A 15026-nucleotide genomic window follows, 5' to 3' on the forward strand; every position below is an offset into this window, starting at 1 on the left:
GTAGGAGCCCACTTGTTGGCGAGGCGGCGTCACGGGTTGAATCAGTCCTGCCGGCTCGCGAATGAATTCGCGCCTACAGATCGACACTTCGTCATGTGTTGAACCAGTCCCGCCGTCTCGCGAATTAATACGCGTCTACAGTTCCGACGCCTCGCCGAGCCCCCCGCCAAGCATCTCCAAGACCTCTGTAGGAGCCAGTTGGTGTCGAAGCGGCGTCGTGTATTGAAGCAGTCCTGCAATCCCTCGAATGAATTCATACCTGCGAACAGCGCGCCAGAGCGCGTCTGGGATGACCTGCCCGGTCAGCCAAACAGGCGTGTCATGTTGGGTAGAATCAATAACAGCGTGGTAGCGAAAAGGATGAGTCCGGCCTGACGTACTTTCGAATGTTTAAACATGACATATGCCTTTTTTTATTCCTGAGCGACAAAAGTCCACCGGCTTCAACAACGGGAGAAGCAGGCAGCTGGCAAAGGTGAAATTAAAGAGCAGGCAGTCCGGCAAACCGCCGGAAAAAAGGGCGCTGAATTAAATGTTTTATAGGCGCTTCTGCTACTGACTTAACCTTAGAGCGCCAGTGCCGCGCTTCTTAGATCACTTCGCTATTAGGTATATGAGTTTTCAGGCTAAAAAAGCGGCAGGCGCTTGGCTATCACTCACTTATTCCCTCGCTAGACACGTTGAGGCAAATTAACGCCAATCCGATAGCTCGCTACCGTTCGTCCGAGTCAGAAGCGTCTGACAACCAGCTTCCTAGTAACTGGAGTTAACGCATAACGTTTCGGACTGAAGCCCCCAGATTGATGACCGCTTGTGTGTTGATATGAAAATAAATTCAGGCAGCAAAGGATGCGAGTGATAAAGGCTTTCATATTCGACGCTGTGCGCACGCAGCGGGACAGGGAAACCCGGGCGGGGCGCTCTTCAGCGTCAAGCCGGTGAGCCTGAAGACATTCTGAGGCCCGCACTCGCCTTAGGCACTGCTCGGGTTCAGCCTGCAGTTGGCACATGGCCCATGCGGGCCTTGCCTTGGAGCGTCCATTCAAGGCAGGCTTGAGTGTGTGCATTCTCCCCTTCAGTGCTTCGGGTATTTTTTATGTCGTTACGCATCTGCATCCTGGAAACAGACGTTTTGCGTCCGGAATTGGTCGAGCAGTACCACGGCTACGGTCACATGTTTCAGTCATTGTTCGCTCGCCAGCCGATTGCAGCCGATTTCACGGTCTACAACGTCATGCACGGGGAGTATCCGGCCGATGATGAGCAATTCGACGCGTACCTCATTACCGGTAGCAAAGCCGATTCCTTTGGCGCCGATCCCTGGATTCAAACCCTCAAGACTTATCTGCTCGAGCGCTACCAGCGCGGCGATAAGTTGTTGGGTATCTGCTTCGGCCATCAGCTTTTAGCGTTGTTGCTGGGCGGCAAGACCGAGCGCGCCAAGCAGGGCTGGGGCGTAGGTATCCACGAGTATCAGTTGGCGCCGACTTCACCCTGGATGTCGCCGCCGGTGGACAAGCTGACATTGCTGATCAGCCATCAGGATCAGGTCACCGCGTTGCCAGAAGGCGCGACCGTGGTCGCGTCCAGTGAATTTTGCCCGTTCGCCGCTTACCAGATCAACGATCAGGTGCTGTGCTTCCAGGGCCACCCGGAATTCATCCACGACTACTCACGCACGCTGCTGGAGACGCGTCAGGAGGCATTGGGCGATAAAGTTTACGCCAAGGGCATTGCCAGCCTTGAGCAGGACCACCATGGCACGACAGTGGCCGAGTGGATGATGCGATTTGTGGCAGGTGATTCAAAGGCTGTTTGAAGCAGCGAGTGTCCTATCACCTGCGACGGTGAGAAACTCCTGCAGGAGGGATTCGTTCGCGGGGCGTTAGTGCGGGTTGAATGCGCAAGACGTCTCGCCAACAAGTTGGCTCCACAGATAGCAGGTGGTTCGTGACGCGGCGAAATTCTGCCTTTCCCCCCAATTTAGAGCCAACTCGCTGGCGACGGTGCTAGCAGTCGAGGGCCTTTCTCACAACCAGCCCGAGCGTTTGAAGCTTGCGAACAGTACTGAGCAGCCGCCAAGAATGACGCCCATCACCATAAAGTAGCCGTAATGCCAGCTCAGCTCTGGCATGTTTTCGAAATTCATCCCGTAGATCCCCGCTATAGCGGTCGGGAACGCCAATATTGCCGCCCAGGCTGCGAATTTGCGTTGGACCAGACTTTGCCGTGACGACTCCAGCAACAGCCCGATTTCGATGGTCTGGCTGGCGATGTCGCGCAAGTTCGCCAAGTCCTCCATCTGCCGCTTAACGTGGATTTCCACGTCGCGAAAGTAAGGACGCATATTTTTATCGATGAAAGGAAAGCTGAGTTTTTGCAACTCTTCGCCTATCTCGACCATGGGTGACACGTAACGACGCAGACGCAACAGATCGCGGCGCAAGCTGTGAATGCGATGGATGTCTGCTTCATTTAACTCGGTACTGAGCACGCTGTGTTCGAGTTCTTCCAGCTCGCAGTGAATGGCCTCGGTCACCGGCTGGTAATTCTCGGTGACGAAATCCAGCAGCGCGTACAGCACGAAATCTTCGCCGTGCTCAAGCAGAAGCGGCCGCGCCTCGCAGCGCTGGCGTACCAGTCCATAGGATTTTGAATGGCCGTTGCGCGAGGTGATGATGTAACCCTTGCCGGCAAAGATGTGCGTCTCGATGAAGATCAGCTTGCCATTCTCGCGGATCGGCGCGTACGTCACGATGAACAGCGCATCGCCGAAGGTTTCGAGTTTCGGCCGGCTGTGGACTTCCAGCGCATCTTCTATTGCCAGCTCGTGCAGGCAGAATTGCTTTTGCAGCACGGCCAGCTCTTGCGCGCTGGGCTGCTCGAGGCCGATCCAGACGAAGTGGTCGGGCTTGGCCGCCCACTCTGCGCCTTGATCTAGGGTGATATCGGTGACTTTTTTTCCGGCGCTGTAAACCGCAGCAGCAACGACTCGGCCCATGGTGTTTTCGCTTCTTCATAAAGTGGCAGGCGCGCAGCTTAGCGCGGATCTATCTGATCAGAGTCAGCAAAATTCCACGAGTTCGGGGCCGTCTTCAGGCGCCCGAAAGCTGCCTGTCCATCTCTTCGATGCAGGTCTTCATTTGAAGGCGGCAGAGCGCGATGAGATCCGGGAGATCATCCTGAGTCAGGTGCGCGGTCGGGATGGCAGCCAAGGTCCGAATCATCACCGTGCCGCTGTCCAGACGATCGAGTTTCATGTGCCGCGAGTAAGTACTGGCGCAAACCGGGACGATGGGCACACCGGCTTCAATCGCCATCTGAAAGGCGCCGCGTTTGAACGGCAGCAAGTCCTGGCCCAGGTTGCGCGTGCCTTCCGGGAACACCCAGATCGAGGTGTCCTTTTTTTGCAGGGTTTCGGTGGTATTGCGTAACGAATGACGGGCTTTGAGCGGGTTGCCCCGATCAATCAACACATTGCCCGCGAGCCAGAACAGTTGGCCGAAAAGCGGGACCCACTTCAGGCTCTTTTTACCAATGCACACCGTGCGCCGGGGCACTATATTGCCGAAGATGAAAAGGTCGTAGTTGGATTGGTGATTGGCGATGACCACACAGGGGTGAGCGTTTGTGAACACCTGATTGCTTTCGGTGTTGAGGGTCAGCCCAAGAATGCGCATGGCGGGCAAGGCATAGAACCTGGCGCACCAGCGGCTGTTATCGGGATTGAAAGGACGACACAGTCCAAGCAGTACACCCAGCACGCCTGCCACCATGAAGTGCAGGCCCATCAACGACATACGCAATGCAAACAGCATTCAAAACCGCCCACCGGGATAAAAGGTGGCGCAGTGTACGGATGCGCACTGACATCGGCAATTGACAGGCCCTTGCGTGGGCAAGGGATGTTTAAGGGAATGTTTCCGGAAGTTTTTACAGCGGTTGGTGACGGTCCGCTTCGATTGCACTGTCCAGCGTCTCTAGAAACGCTTTGCGCACTTTCAGCTTGGTGTTCTTGTGAGCAAGCATGTTGATCTTTTTCAACTGCAATGCCGCGGTCCGGGCGGCCTCTTGCAGCGATTCGGGTGCAACCACCTTGTCCAGGAAACCGGCCTGCACTGCGCCCTTGGGATCAAACATTTCACCGTTGATCACCGAGCGGCCAAAGGCTGAATTGCTCAGACGATTGCGGGCCAGCTCGATGCCTGCGTGGTGCATGGTCATGCCAATCTGGACTTCGTTGAGCCCGATACTGAATGCGCCGTCCACACCGATACGGTAATCAGCGGACAGCAACAGGAACGCGCCTTTGGCCACGGCATGACCACTGCAAGCGACCACGATCGGGAAGGGGTGGGACAGCATGCGGCGTGCAAGCGTCGAACCGGCGAACACCAGGTCCAGTGCTGCCTGCGGGCCGGAGGTCATGATTTTCAGGTCGTAGCCGCCTGAAAAAATCCCCGGCTGACCCGTCAGGATTACCACGGCGCGATCCTGTTCTGCCTTGTCCAGAGCTGCGTTGAGGGCGCTGATCACGTCGTTGCTGATCGCATTCACCTTGCCGTTGCTCAGGGTCAGCGTAGCGATTCCATCGTCCAGTTGATACGAGACCAAATCACTCATGACGCCATCCTTTTTGTTTTGAAAGTGCGCAGAAGTTACCCACCTGGCAGGAGCAGGTAAAGCGCTAAGAGTGACCGGTAAGTCAAGCTGAGGGCCGCGCAGGCATCAGGTGCTGGCGGCCCATGGAGGGTTGCAGAATGGCGCGGACGTCTCAGTCGCGGAGGCCGTTCAGCTCGCGGTACTCATCCCAGTCCACGCCCAGCACTTCTGCGGCTTGCTGGTGAGCGGCAAGAAACATTTCCTCCCGTTGTTCAGGGGTTTCAGCGATGAATTCCAACGCCAGTTCCCAAGGCTCAATGCCCCGGCTCTCCGCTTCGTCTTCAAACTCCCACAGAATCTGCTTTTTCTGTTCCTCGGGGCTCAGGGTCTGAATTTGAGTCTGCAAACCAGGATTGGTCACGATGTACTTCGACAGTGCAGCATCAGTCCAGTCGTTTGCGTTCATGCGGCGGGTATCTCCTGTTTTTGGATGCGATCTGACGCGTGGCCTTGTCGGCCTAAAGGGAGCCCGGATTGTGCTGGATGTCGGCAGCGCATGCCAGCCACACGGATTCCGTCGGTCGCGTCATTCCAATACCGCCGCATGAGCGCAGGATTTATGGCAGCGTGGCGTCATGGCGCTGACGTCAGCGTGGGCGAGGTGATCATGTCAGCGCAGACCATCATGCCTGGCTGATCGGGCGCAACATCAATCTGGTCAGGGATGTGCTGGGATACTATTTTGCTCGCTTCGCACAGGGCGTTTGAGGTCACCCACAAACTGTGGCGCAGATGGTCAATGACCTCTGCCAGGCTCTCGATCGGCGTCGGTTGCACTTGCATAGCGTATGGCTCGCCTCCCCGGTAAAGAATGGAGTTGGAGGCAGAAGCTGGAGAGATTCGTGAGATACCTTCCCCGGTCACGACATGATTGATATCGACACCGACAGCGGCAATACGAAATAAATAGTCGGCGCGCGGTATCCGCTGACCACTTTCGTAATGCCCTTGTGCATTGACTTCAACGCCACCTATTGCGCCCATCTGGCCTTGGGTCAGATTTAACCGCTTCCTTTCCTGCTTTAGTCGTTTCCCTATATCGTTCATCGCCAAGCTCCGAAGAAGGTAGCGCTCTTATTGGATTTTTAGTTAGGCGCTAAGGCAGGGGGTATGTGGAATTGTTTACAGGCATGACACGTTAGCTGTTGCGCGGACAAAGATGGGAGTTTGCTTTCCCTGGCCCCTGCAAATTAATACTGTAGGTTATTTTTCTGCGTGTGTTAATCATTTATTCCGACCCTTAAGTATTCGTTTGGATGGAGAGTAGCGGGGAGGACTATCTAATGGCGTGTTTGTATGCGTATTACCACTGATCGATCAGAGACATTCGTTTTTCACGTAAGGTGTTGATTTAAATTGTTTTATTGGCAGCAGGCCTCAGCTAAAGGGGAGGAGGTCCGAAGCTGGTATCTATTCGGTTGGCGCAAGCCCATACTCGTTTGGCTGACACGAATGCGCGCTCGGACAGGGACATTCAAGTTTGACCGGAATGAAGGAGGTATTCCGCAAAGCGCGTTGCGTCTGGCATAAGCCCCGAGCCATTAGCAAAAGTGATAGTTGTTTTGTTGCTTGAATGGCTGGCGCTAGTTTCCGATCATATAAGGCCCATTTAATCCGAATGGATGAATATGAGTAGAATTCCATCTGTATGAGTTTTGTATGATGGATTCAGCCGGATAGACTGGCGGGGCCCCTACTCCATCATCGTGACAAGGGGTACAACCATGGGCACGTTCAGCAGTAGGCTTAAGCAAGAGCGAGTAAGAAACAAACTAACACAGCACGCATTGGCTGAGTTGGGAGGTGTGCAGCCTAATGCTCAAGGGCATTACGAAAATGGGCAAAGAATGCCCAAGGCTGATTACCTGGTGGCGACCTCCGGCACGCTGGATATCGCCTATATCATTACCGGTAAACGTACACCGGACGAGTTTTCCGAGTTGACCGCCGAAGAAAACAGCATGGTGCTGACGTTGAGAAAAATGCCACAAGCTGATCAGAATGCGTTTAACCACCTGTTAAGCTCATTGGCGCGTAGCTACCTGTGACGGGCCTGGAATTGATCATGGTGATTGTCGCAGTGGGCGTAAGTTGCCTGACAGCGTTTGTGGTTATGCTGGACAGGATCTAACCATCAGGGCACTGACCCAGATGCAAAAAACCCCTGAATCTTCTCGGATATCAGGGGTTTTCTTTGTCTCGAATTTGGCGGTGAAGGAGAGATTCGAACTCTCGATACAATTTCTTGTATACACACTTTCCAGGCGTGCTCCTTAAGCCACTCGGACACTTCACCGTATCTCTTCAAACATGTTCCGTCTGTCGAGGCGCGCTAATGTAGTCGAAACCTTTGGCGAAGGCAAAACTTTTTTTCAGAATTTTCATGCGGTTAAGCAGATAAGTCGCCAGGCGTGCAGAGTGGTCAGTAGGTCCAGGTCACCGACGCCGTCAGGTTACGTGGCGCGCCATAGTTGGCGCTGGTCCCGCTTTGCAGTGACATGAGGTATTTACGGTCGGTGAGGTTGTTCAGGTTCAACGATGTGTTCCAGTGCGCGTCGATGTCGTAGCTGGTCAACAGGTGGACCAACGCATAGGCATTCTGGTGGACGACGCTGTAGGTGTCGTCTTCGATGCTGGTCTGCCAGCTCACACGTGCGCCGACTTTGGCCTTGGGCATGCCCGGCAGCCGGTAGGTCGCCATTCCACGGAAGCTGTGCGACGGCACATATTGCCGTGCCCGGTCGCCATCGGCATCGTCAATGCGCACATAGGTATAGCCTGCGAGCACGTCGAGCCCCGGCAGCGCTTCACCGGAAGCCTGCAACTCGATGCCGTGGCTTTTAAGGTCCACGCCGTCGTACAGATACTGGCTGCCCAGCTGACCCGCGTATTCGGCCACATTCTGCTGGCGGGTTTTGAACACCGCTGCTGTCAGATTGAGCCGGTCATCCATTACGCTGCCCTTTACGCCAACCTCCATGCTCGTGCCCTCGAGCGGGTCGATAAGGTTGCCATCGGTACTCAGCACGTACTGTGGGGTGAAAATCTGCGTCCAGCTACCGTACACCGCCCATTCACTGGTGAGGTCATACACCAGGCCGGTGTAGGGCGTCACTTTGCCGTGTTCGCGGGTGTCGTGCGCCGAGCCATAGTTTTCGCCTTTGCCATCGGCGCTCAGCATGCGCGCGCCGACGATCCAGTGCAGATCATCCAGCACACTGAAACGCGCGCCGGCATACAGGCTCTTCTGACTGTCGCTGAAGTTTCCCATGTTATTGCTGTCGGTGTAGTTCAGCTCGGGTCGCGGAATCCGACCGGCCAGAGCGTCTGAAAGATTTGTTGCGTAGTAGCCGACGTCGTCGAGGTTGTAGGCCGTTTCCTTGTGATGGGTGCGTCCGTAATTGGCGCCGAAGGTCACCTCGTGTTCGCGCCCGAACAGGTCGAATGGCCCGGACAATTTGGCCTCGCCTATCAACTGGTGCTCTTTGCTGGAAGTGTCGGTGGCATAAGCAGAGCCTGCGTCCCCGGTCACGCCGGAGATGTAATAAATGTCGGCGTCTTGATACTGAGTGACGCCGGTCACAGTGACTTTGCTGTTCCAGCCGTTGCCGAAGTCGTGATTAAGCTCGGCAAACGCGCGCTGGGTGTGCAGGTTCCAGTAGTTCCAGGACTGGCCGATATTCGAGCTGCGACCGCTGTAATGGATGCGGTCGCCATCGCTGTCGATCAGCGGCAAGTTACCCCAGCTGTTGCCGTTGGCATCGCTGTTGTGCTGCGAAAATCCTACTGTCAGGGTGTCCGAATCGGTCAGATCGAATGCCAGCAGACCTGCCGCGACGTTCACTTCATGGCTGTAGCGATCAAGGTAAGAATTGCCTTTGTCGTGGGCGTAAATGAGGCGTCCGCGCACGTTGCCGGTGGGCGTCAGCGGGCCGGAAACGTCAGCGTCCACGCGGCGGTTGTCCCAGGAACCCGCGGTGGCGCCGATCTTGGCCTGAAAGGTATCGGTAGGGCGTTTGCGCACGAAATTGACGGTGGCCGACGGGTTGCCGGTGCCGCTCATCAGCCCGTTGGCGCCGTGTAATACGTCGATCTGCTCGTATTCGGCCAGGTCTTGCTCACCGACCAGTGTGGTGGCTGCGAAGGGCATGCCCATGCCGTCATATTCAAACGTATCGATAGTGAAGCCGCGTGATGTAAATACGGTTCGGTCGGTTTCGATTTGCTCGACTGTCACCGAAGGCGCGGCGCGCAATGCGTCACGCACACCGTTGAGTTTGAAGTCATCGATCTGTGCGCGGGTGATCGTGGTGATTGCTTGTGGCGTCTCTTTGTCCGACAGGCCAAGGCGCGTCGTGCTTGCCGCAGTCTTTCCCTGATAACCCTCACTGGATACTTCGGATTGTCCTGCGTCACTCTGGATCTGGGTAACGGGCAATGTGATCTCGTCGGCGGCGTATGCAAGGTGCATGGCGCTGCAAGCGCCGGCAAACAGAAGGTGAGCGGGTCGGCGGGATTTCAAGGTGACGTTCCTGGCGGTGTGTAAATGGGAATTGATAATGGGCGGAGTTGCGAATGAGAAAGATATACATTTAGTAATGGTATTTCGACATCTTTTTCACATTGCCTTCACTTTTATCAGTCGCCGGACCGCATGGTGATCGGCCGGAGAGGGCCGGACTAAGCGCATTGCGCGATGAAGTCTCAGTGTGGTGTGCGCATGGGTTGGCAAACGGCCACCTGTACTGCCTGCCGGTGTATTAATCTGGACAGGTCATCGGCGGGCTTCGTACATTGCGACGCCAATTACCAGAGAGGGCTGCAATGGACATCCATCCCAACGCTGCATTGATCCTGATCGACATGCAAAACGGCATTAATCACCCCAAGCTTGGTCGCCGAAATAACCCGGATGCCGAACAGCAGATGCTGGCGTTGCTGGCCGCATGGCGTAACAGCCAGCGGCCAGTGATACACGTTCGGCATTTTTCACGCTCGCCCGATTCAGTGTTCTGGCCTGAACAGTCGGGCGTCGACTATCAGCCAGCCTTCGAGCCGCTGGACGGCGAGCAGGAGTTGAGTAAGCAAGTGCCCGATGCGTTTTGCCATTCGTTTCTGGAAGCCTGGCTGCGCGCAGACGGTACGTCGCAGATCGTGATCGTGGGCGTCATCACCAATAACTCGGTCGAGTCCACTGCGCGGTCGGGCGGCAATCTTGGTTTCGACGTCATCGTGCCCCACGACGCCTGCTTTACCTTCGATCAGGCGGATTTCTTCGGCACTCTGCGCACAGCCGAGGAGGTGCACGCGATGTCGCTGGCCAACCTCAACGGTGAGTACGCTCGGGTGGTATCCACGCAGGCGCTGCTGGACGGCACCACAGTTGGCGTACACCTGTAGACGCGAATTCATTCGCGTGGCGGCAGACTTGATTTAACCGGCAGCACGCCTTGCCAACCGCAACTTATGCGTGCTGCACGCCCGCGCGTTTGAGCAACTGTTTGCAGCGCTCTGACAGGTGAATGACGCGCAGGTGTTTGCCGGCTTTCTCATAGCGTTCGCGCAGGGTATTGAGAGCCGCGACAGCGGAGTAGTCCACGAAACTCAGGTGACGGCAGTCCAGCGTCACGTGGGCGGGGTCTTCAGCGGTGGTGAACTGGTTAAGAAACGAAGTGATGGAAGCAAAGAACAGCGTGCCATGAAGGCTGTACACCTTGCTGCCGTCGGCCTCGGTATGGGTATCGGCGTAGAGCTCGCGTGCCTGCTGCCAGGCGAAGTTGATGGCCGCGATCAGAATGCCGAACAGCACGGCGGTGGCCAGATCGGTGAGCACGGTCACCACCGTGACAGCGATGATCGCCAGCATGTCGTTGATCGGGACTTTGTGCAGCACCCGCAGCGACGCCCAGGCAAAGGTCTGCTGCGCGACCACGAACATCACGCCCACCAGCGCCGCCAGTGGAATACGCTCGATGAGTGGCGACAGAAACAACACGAACATCAGAATCATTACCCCCGCCACCACACCCGAAAGTCGACCGCGTCCGCCCGAGCTGAGGTTGATGACGGTCTGGCCGATCATCGCGCAACCGCCCATGCCGCCACAGGCGCCGGAGGCAATGTTGGCAATGCCCAAGGCCACGCACTCGCGGTCGGGATAGCCTCGGGTCTCGGTGATTTCATCGGTCAGGTTGAGCGTCAGCAGCGTTTCGAGCAAACCCACCAGCGCCATGAGAATGGCGTAAGGCGCGATGATGCGCAGCGTCTGCAGATTCCATGGCACATCGGGCATTGCCAGGGAGGGCAGGCCGCCGGCGATGTGCGCCATGTCGCCCAGTGTGCGGGTCGGCAGGTTCAGGAAATACACCAGCACACCCACGCCAAGAATTGCGATCAACGCCGGTGGGATGGCGCGAGTCAGGCGCGGCAGGCCATAGACGATGGCCATCGTCAGCGCTACCAGGCCGATCATCAGATACAACGGCGTACCGGTCAGCCAGTGCTCACCCACTTTGAAATGTTCCAGTTGCGCCATCGCAATCACGATCGCCAGGCCGTTGACGAAGCCGAGCATCACCGGATAAGGCACCATCCGCACCAGCTTGCCCAGGCGCAGAAGGCCAAAGATCACCATCAACAAGCCGCCCAGTAAAACGGTCGCCAACAGGTATTGCACGCCTTGCTGAATGACCAGCGCAATGATGACCACGGCCATCGACCCGGCGGCGCCAGACACCATGCCCGGCCGGCCGCCGAACAGCGCGGTCAGCGTGCAGATGATGAATGCGCCGTACAGACCCATCAACGGGTTGAGATGCGCGACCAGTGCAAACGCAATGCACTCGGGGACCAAGGCAAAGGACGTAGTCAATCCAGCCAGGACATCGGCGCGAATTCGGGTGGGTTTCATGGTTTTCCTGAGGCCCGTGGGCGGCATGTTGAGCGGCGTGCCGAAGTGGGCTGCGCAAAAAAGGGGGAATGGTACGAAATCCTGATGCTGTCGGCCAGTTCGTAAATCCAGGTTTCAGGTCAATAGTGAATATGTAAACATATGTGCCACATGCTGGTCCCCACCCCGGAAATCGCCTGTCAAAGGACACAAACACGGATGCTTGCCACCCTCAGACACTACCCGTTTTCAGTCAATCTTCTGCTGTCGTCCTCGTTATTTCTGACGCTGGGTCGGGCAATCACCCTGCCTTATCTGGTGATTTATCTGTCGTCCAGTTTCGCCCTGGGTATCAGCGAAATTGGTCTGGTGGTGGGCAGCGCTTTGTTTGTCGGCTCGTTGCTCAGCCTGTATGGCGGCTACCTGACCGACAAGACGTCCAGTTATCGACTGATTCTGTGCTTCACCGGCTTCTTCACGGTGGGGTTTATCGGCATGTGCGTTACGCGACACCTGTGGCTGTTCTTCGTGTTTCTGGTGTCATTCAATTTCGCCTATTCGGTCATCGACATCGTGGTCAAGGCCGCCTTCGGCAAGCTGCTGCCGGAGGCCGAGCGTGGCAAAGTGTTTTCGGTGCGCTACACGCTGATCAATATCGGTTACGCGGTAGGGCCGTTCATTGGTGCAGGGCTTGCCCACATGGACATGAAGCTGCCGTTTTTGATGTCGGCGACGCTTGGCATGGGGTTTTTTCTGGCTTACGCGGTGTGGGGCGATAAAACCCTCAGTTCTGCCGATCCTGCTGCCGCGCCGGTCTCGTTTGTGGCGGTCGGGCGTATTCTGCTCAGGGACCGTCGGCTGGTCTGCTTTACCGTCGGCGGTGCGTTGAGCGCGGTGGTGTTCGGTCAGTTCACGGCTTATCTGTCGCAGTACCTGGTGACGACCAGCACGCCGGAATTCACCTATCAGGTCATCAGTTCCGTGGTGGCGGTCAATGCGACAGTGGTGATCTGCCTGCAATACGTGGTCGGCAAACGCATCACCAACGAGCACCTGAATCGATGGCTGACAGCAGGGTTCAGTCTGTTTCTGCTCGGCGTTGTCGGTTTTGCGCTGTCCACCACCGTGCTGCACTGGGCGTTGGCCGTGGCGATATTCACGCTGGGGGAGATCATCGTGTTTCCGGCTGAATATATGTTCATCGACCGCATTGCCCCGGACCACCTTCGCGGGATGTATTACGGCGCGCAAAACCTGTCCAACCTCGGCGGGGCGCTCGGGCCGGTGTTGTGCGGGTTTGCCCTGGCTTCGCAACCTGCGACTTTCATGTTCTCAATGTTGGCGGCGTTTATCGTCGCCGGCGGATGCTTCTATCTCATGGGGGCGTCCTATTCCAGACGCCAGGCGTCGAGCGGCGGAGCTCGTCGCCCATGAATGCGCTAGCACCCCTCGACGCCTGGCAACAAGCGGTTGATCGAGACGGGTTCCAGCCTGACGAAGCCCAGCGCAATGCCGCGCTGAAATTACAGGCCTGCTACCTGGCGTTGAGCGCCGGGAAAGCGCGCGTATCGCCCAAAGGGGTTTACCTCTGGGGTCCGGTGGGACGGGGCAAAACCTGGCTGATGGATCGCTTTTTCGAAAGCCTCGATATCCCTGCGCGGCGCCAGCATTTTCATCACTTCATGCGCTGGGTGCATCAGCGTCTGTTTCAACTCAACGGCACCGCACAGCCGTTGCAGACGCTGGCGCGCGAACTGGCGCGGGACGTGCGCGTGCTGTGTTTTGACGAGCTGTTCGTCAATGACATTGGCGATGCGGTCATTCTTGGTGGCTTGTTGCGCGCCATGTTCGAGGAAGGTGTGGTGCTGGTCTGCACCTCCAACCAGTTGCCTGAACAGCTGTACGCCAGTGGCCATAACCGCGAGCGTTTCGTGCCGGCGATTGCCGCCATCAATCACTACATGGACGTGGTGTCGGTAGACGGCGGCGAGGACCATCGTCTGCATCCCGGCCAGTTACATCAGCGTTATTGGGTTTCACTGCCTTACGGCGCAAGCGCACTGCTTGCGGTGTTCGAGCACCTGAGTGGAGGACTCTCGGTCTCTACTCAGCCGGTGCCGTTGGGGCGTCGCCACCTGGCAGTAGTGCGAAGCAGTAAGACAGTGGTCTGGTGTCGCTACGCCGATCTGTGCGAACAGCCGTTGGCGGCGATGGATTTCATCGAGCTGTGTGATCGCAATGACGCGGTGCTAGTGAGTGAGGTGCCAGCCTTGAGCGCACCGCAACGCGAGGGGCGGATTGCCCGCGGTACCGAAGATGGCGTCGAGCAGGTAGCGGCGGGGGATCGCGAGCTGCCGCAGCTATCGGCTTACGACGACGGTGTGCGGCGTTTCATTGCGTTGGTAGATGAGTGCTACGACCGCAAGGTGCCCCTGTACATCGAGGCGGCGTTGCCGATGAACGAGCTCTACACCGAAGGCTATCTGGCGTTCGCCTTTCGCCGCACCCTGAGCCGATTGCAGGAAATGCAGCTGGAGCGTTTCGGACACAGTTGAGCGCAGAACAGACGGGGAACGTATGCCGGCCGTCTTATATACCCCGACGTCGCTGCGCCATCACGTGCTTGGCCCCTTCGAACACCAGCACCATCACGGCCACCCAGATCGGCAGGTACGTCATCCATTCATCGCGCTGAATGGACTCTCCCAGCAGCATCGCCACGCCCACCAAAAGCACCGGCTCGACGTAGCTCAATAGCCCGAAAACGCTGAACGCCAGCAAGCGACTGGCGAGAATGTAGCTGACCAGCGCCGAGGCACTGATTGCGCCGAGGATCGGTATCAGCACGTACAGCCGCGGGGACTCTTCCAGTGCCGTGGGGTTGCCAGTCCATACAATCAGCAATGCCACCGGCCACACCAACAGCATGTCCCACCAGAGACCGCCCAGATTGTCGGTCTTGAGCTTGCGTCGCAGCACGAAGTACAACGGATAACCCAGCGCCACCAGCAGCGTTTCCCAGGAAAAACTGCCCAGCCGCAGCAGTTCATTGCCGACGCCGATCATCGCGCAACACGCCGCTATCTTTTGCAGACGCGACAGGTGCTCACCGAAGACCACACGCCCCGTCAGAATCATCGTCAGCGGCAACAGAAAATAACCCAGCGACACCTCCAGGCTGCGGCCATGCAACGGCGCCCACATAAACAGCCACAGTTGTGCGCTCATCAGCGCCGCCGACACCGCCATCGCCCCCAGCATGGCGGGGTTTTGCCGCACACGGGCCGTGAGTGCGCGCACCAGTTTCCAGTCGCCGCTGTAGAGCAAAAACAGGGTGGCGCAGGGCAATGTCAGCAGCATTCGCCAGCCGAAGATTTCTTCGCCGGTGAGCGGTTTGAGCAGGGAGGTGTAGAAATACATGACCGCGAACAGGCAGGAGGCCATGACTGACAACGTAGCGCCTTTGTACACAGGT

13 protein-coding genes and 1 tRNA gene are annotated in these 15026 nt (G+C 57.1%); 5 read left to right on the forward strand and 9 right to left on the reverse strand.

The annotated features are described in order from the left end of the window. Positions 1 to 1096: 1096 nt before the first annotated feature. Positions 1097 to 1819, forward strand: a complete 723-nt coding sequence (locus OYW20_RS10155) for an amidotransferase (RefSeq protein ID WP_268800552.1) — start codon at positions 1097 to 1099, stop codon at positions 1817 to 1819. A gap of 210 nt (positions 1820 to 2029) precedes the next feature. Here OYW20_RS10155 and OYW20_RS10160 read toward each other — a convergent pair whose 3' ends face one another. From OYW20_RS10160 to OYW20_RS10180, 5 genes are all read right to left on the reverse strand, one after another. Further along, positions 2030 to 3001, reverse strand: a complete 972-nt coding sequence (locus tag OYW20_RS10160) for a magnesium and cobalt transport protein CorA (protein ID WP_268800553.1) — start codon at positions 2999 to 3001, stop codon at positions 2030 to 2032. A gap of 94 nt (positions 3002 to 3095) precedes the next feature. Continuing rightward, positions 3096 to 3818, reverse strand: coding sequence for a lysophospholipid acyltransferase family protein (locus tag OYW20_RS10165; protein ID WP_268800554.1), 723 nt, complete (start codon positions 3816 to 3818; stop codon positions 3096 to 3098). Positions 3819 to 3933: 115 nt separating this feature from the next. Further along, positions 3934 to 4623, reverse strand: a complete 690-nt coding sequence (locus OYW20_RS10170; RefSeq protein WP_268800555.1) for a crotonase/enoyl-CoA hydratase family protein — start codon at positions 4621 to 4623, stop codon at positions 3934 to 3936. A 151-nt stretch (positions 4624 to 4774) separates the two neighbouring features. Then, positions 4775 to 5068 (reverse strand): DUF6388 family protein, encoded by a 294-nt coding sequence (locus OYW20_RS10175; RefSeq protein WP_268800556.1) that lies wholly within the window; start codon positions 5066 to 5068, stop codon positions 4775 to 4777. Between the two features lie 167 nt (positions 5069 to 5235). Continuing rightward, a complete protein-coding gene (locus OYW20_RS10180) occupies positions 5236 to 5709 on the reverse strand; it encodes a helix-turn-helix domain-containing protein (protein WP_268800557.1) in 474 nt (157 codons plus the stop codon). Between the two features lie 677 nt (positions 5710 to 6386). On the opposite strand from OYW20_RS10180, the gene OYW20_RS10185 reads away from it, so the two are divergent. Next, entirely contained in the window at positions 6387 to 6710 is a 324-nt protein-coding gene (locus tag OYW20_RS10185; protein ID WP_268800558.1) for a helix-turn-helix domain-containing protein, read from the forward strand. A 158-nt stretch (positions 6711 to 6868) separates the two neighbouring features. Here the strand turns inward: OYW20_RS10185 and OYW20_RS10190 are convergent. Next, positions 6869 to 6958, reverse strand: a tRNA-Ser gene (locus tag OYW20_RS10190). A 126-nt stretch (positions 6959 to 7084) separates the two neighbouring features. Further along, positions 7085 to 9133, reverse strand: a complete 2049-nt coding sequence (locus OYW20_RS10195) for a TonB-dependent siderophore receptor (RefSeq protein ID WP_268801094.1) — start codon at positions 9131 to 9133, stop codon at positions 7085 to 7087. A 353-nt stretch (positions 9134 to 9486) separates the two neighbouring features. Here OYW20_RS10195 and OYW20_RS10200 point away from each other — a divergent pair, with 353 nt between their 5' ends. Beyond that, positions 9487 to 10062, forward strand: coding sequence for a cysteine hydrolase family protein (locus OYW20_RS10200; protein WP_268800559.1), 576 nt, complete (start codon positions 9487 to 9489; stop codon positions 10060 to 10062). Positions 10063 to 10126: 64 nt separating this feature from the next. Here the strand turns inward: OYW20_RS10200 and OYW20_RS10205 are convergent, their stop codons facing one another. Beyond that, on the reverse strand, positions 10127 to 11572 hold the full coding sequence (locus OYW20_RS10205) for a SulP family inorganic anion transporter (protein ID WP_268800560.1): 1446 nt from the start codon (positions 11570 to 11572) through the stop codon (positions 10127 to 10129). Between the two features lie 198 nt (positions 11573 to 11770). Here OYW20_RS10205 and OYW20_RS10210 point away from each other — a divergent pair, with 198 nt between their 5' ends. Together OYW20_RS10210 and zapE are read left to right on the forward strand one after the other, a co-directional pair. Further along, on the forward strand, positions 11771 to 12985 hold the full coding sequence (locus OYW20_RS10210) for an MFS transporter (protein WP_268800561.1): 1215 nt from the start codon (positions 11771 to 11773) through the stop codon (positions 12983 to 12985). Further along, the gene (gene zapE, locus OYW20_RS10215; RefSeq protein ID WP_268800562.1) at positions 12982 to 14106 is read left to right on the forward strand and encodes a cell division protein ZapE; all 1125 of its coding nucleotides are present in this window, start codon (positions 12982 to 12984) and stop codon (positions 14104 to 14106) included. The genes OYW20_RS10210 and zapE overlap by 4 nt, the downstream gene beginning before the upstream one ends. Before the next feature lie 34 nt (positions 14107 to 14140). Here zapE and rarD read toward each other — a convergent pair whose 3' ends face one another. Further along, the gene (rarD, locus tag OYW20_RS10220; protein ID WP_268800563.1) at positions 14141 to 15022 is read right to left on the reverse strand and encodes an EamA family transporter RarD; all 882 of its coding nucleotides are present in this window, start codon (positions 15020 to 15022) and stop codon (positions 14141 to 14143) included. Between the last annotated feature and the right edge of the window lie 4 nt (positions 15023 to 15026).

Origin of the sequence: Pseudomonas sp. BSw22131, assembly GCF_026810445.1 — a bacterium.
In the GTDB taxonomy this organism is placed as follows: domain Bacteria; phylum Pseudomonadota; class Gammaproteobacteria; order Pseudomonadales; family Pseudomonadaceae; genus Aquipseudomonas; species Aquipseudomonas huanghezhanensis.

Excerpts from the sequence above, each read along its gene's own strand:
- OYW20_RS10155 (WP_268800552.1), top strand. The coding sequence starts at position 1,097 with ATGTCGTTACGCATCTGCATCCTGGAAACAGACGTTTTGCGTCCGGAA.
- OYW20_RS10160 (WP_268800553.1), bottom strand. The coding sequence starts at position 3,001 with ATGGGCCGAGTCGTTGCTGCTGCGGTTTACAGCGCCGGAAAAAAAGTC.
- OYW20_RS10165 (WP_268800554.1), bottom strand. The coding sequence starts at position 3,818 with ATGCTGTTTGCATTGCGTATGTCGTTGATGGGCCTGCACTTCATGGTG.
- OYW20_RS10170 (WP_268800555.1), bottom strand. The coding sequence starts at position 4,623 with ATGAGTGATTTGGTCTCGTATCAACTGGACGATGGAATCGCTACGCTG.
- OYW20_RS10175 (WP_268800556.1), bottom strand. The coding sequence starts at position 5,068 with ATGAACGCAAACGACTGGACTGATGCTGCACTGTCGAAGTACATCGTG.
- OYW20_RS10180 (WP_268800557.1), bottom strand. The coding sequence starts at position 5,709 with ATGAACGATATAGGGAAACGACTAAAGCAGGAAAGGAAGCGGTTAAAT.
- OYW20_RS10185 (WP_268800558.1), top strand. The coding sequence starts at position 6,387 with ATGGGCACGTTCAGCAGTAGGCTTAAGCAAGAGCGAGTAAGAAACAAA.
- OYW20_RS10195 (WP_268801094.1), bottom strand. The coding sequence starts at position 9,133 with ATGCACCTTGCATACGCCGCCGACGAGATCACATTGCCCGTTACCCAG.
- OYW20_RS10200 (WP_268800559.1), top strand. The coding sequence starts at position 9,487 with ATGGACATCCATCCCAACGCTGCATTGATCCTGATCGACATGCAAAAC.
- OYW20_RS10205 (WP_268800560.1), bottom strand. The coding sequence starts at position 11,572 with ATGAAACCCACCCGAATTCGCGCCGATGTCCTGGCTGGATTGACTACG.
- OYW20_RS10210 (WP_268800561.1), top strand. The coding sequence starts at position 11,771 with ATGCTTGCCACCCTCAGACACTACCCGTTTTCAGTCAATCTTCTGCTG.
- zapE (WP_268800562.1), top strand. The coding sequence starts at position 12,982 with ATGAATGCGCTAGCACCCCTCGACGCCTGGCAACAAGCGGTTGATCGA.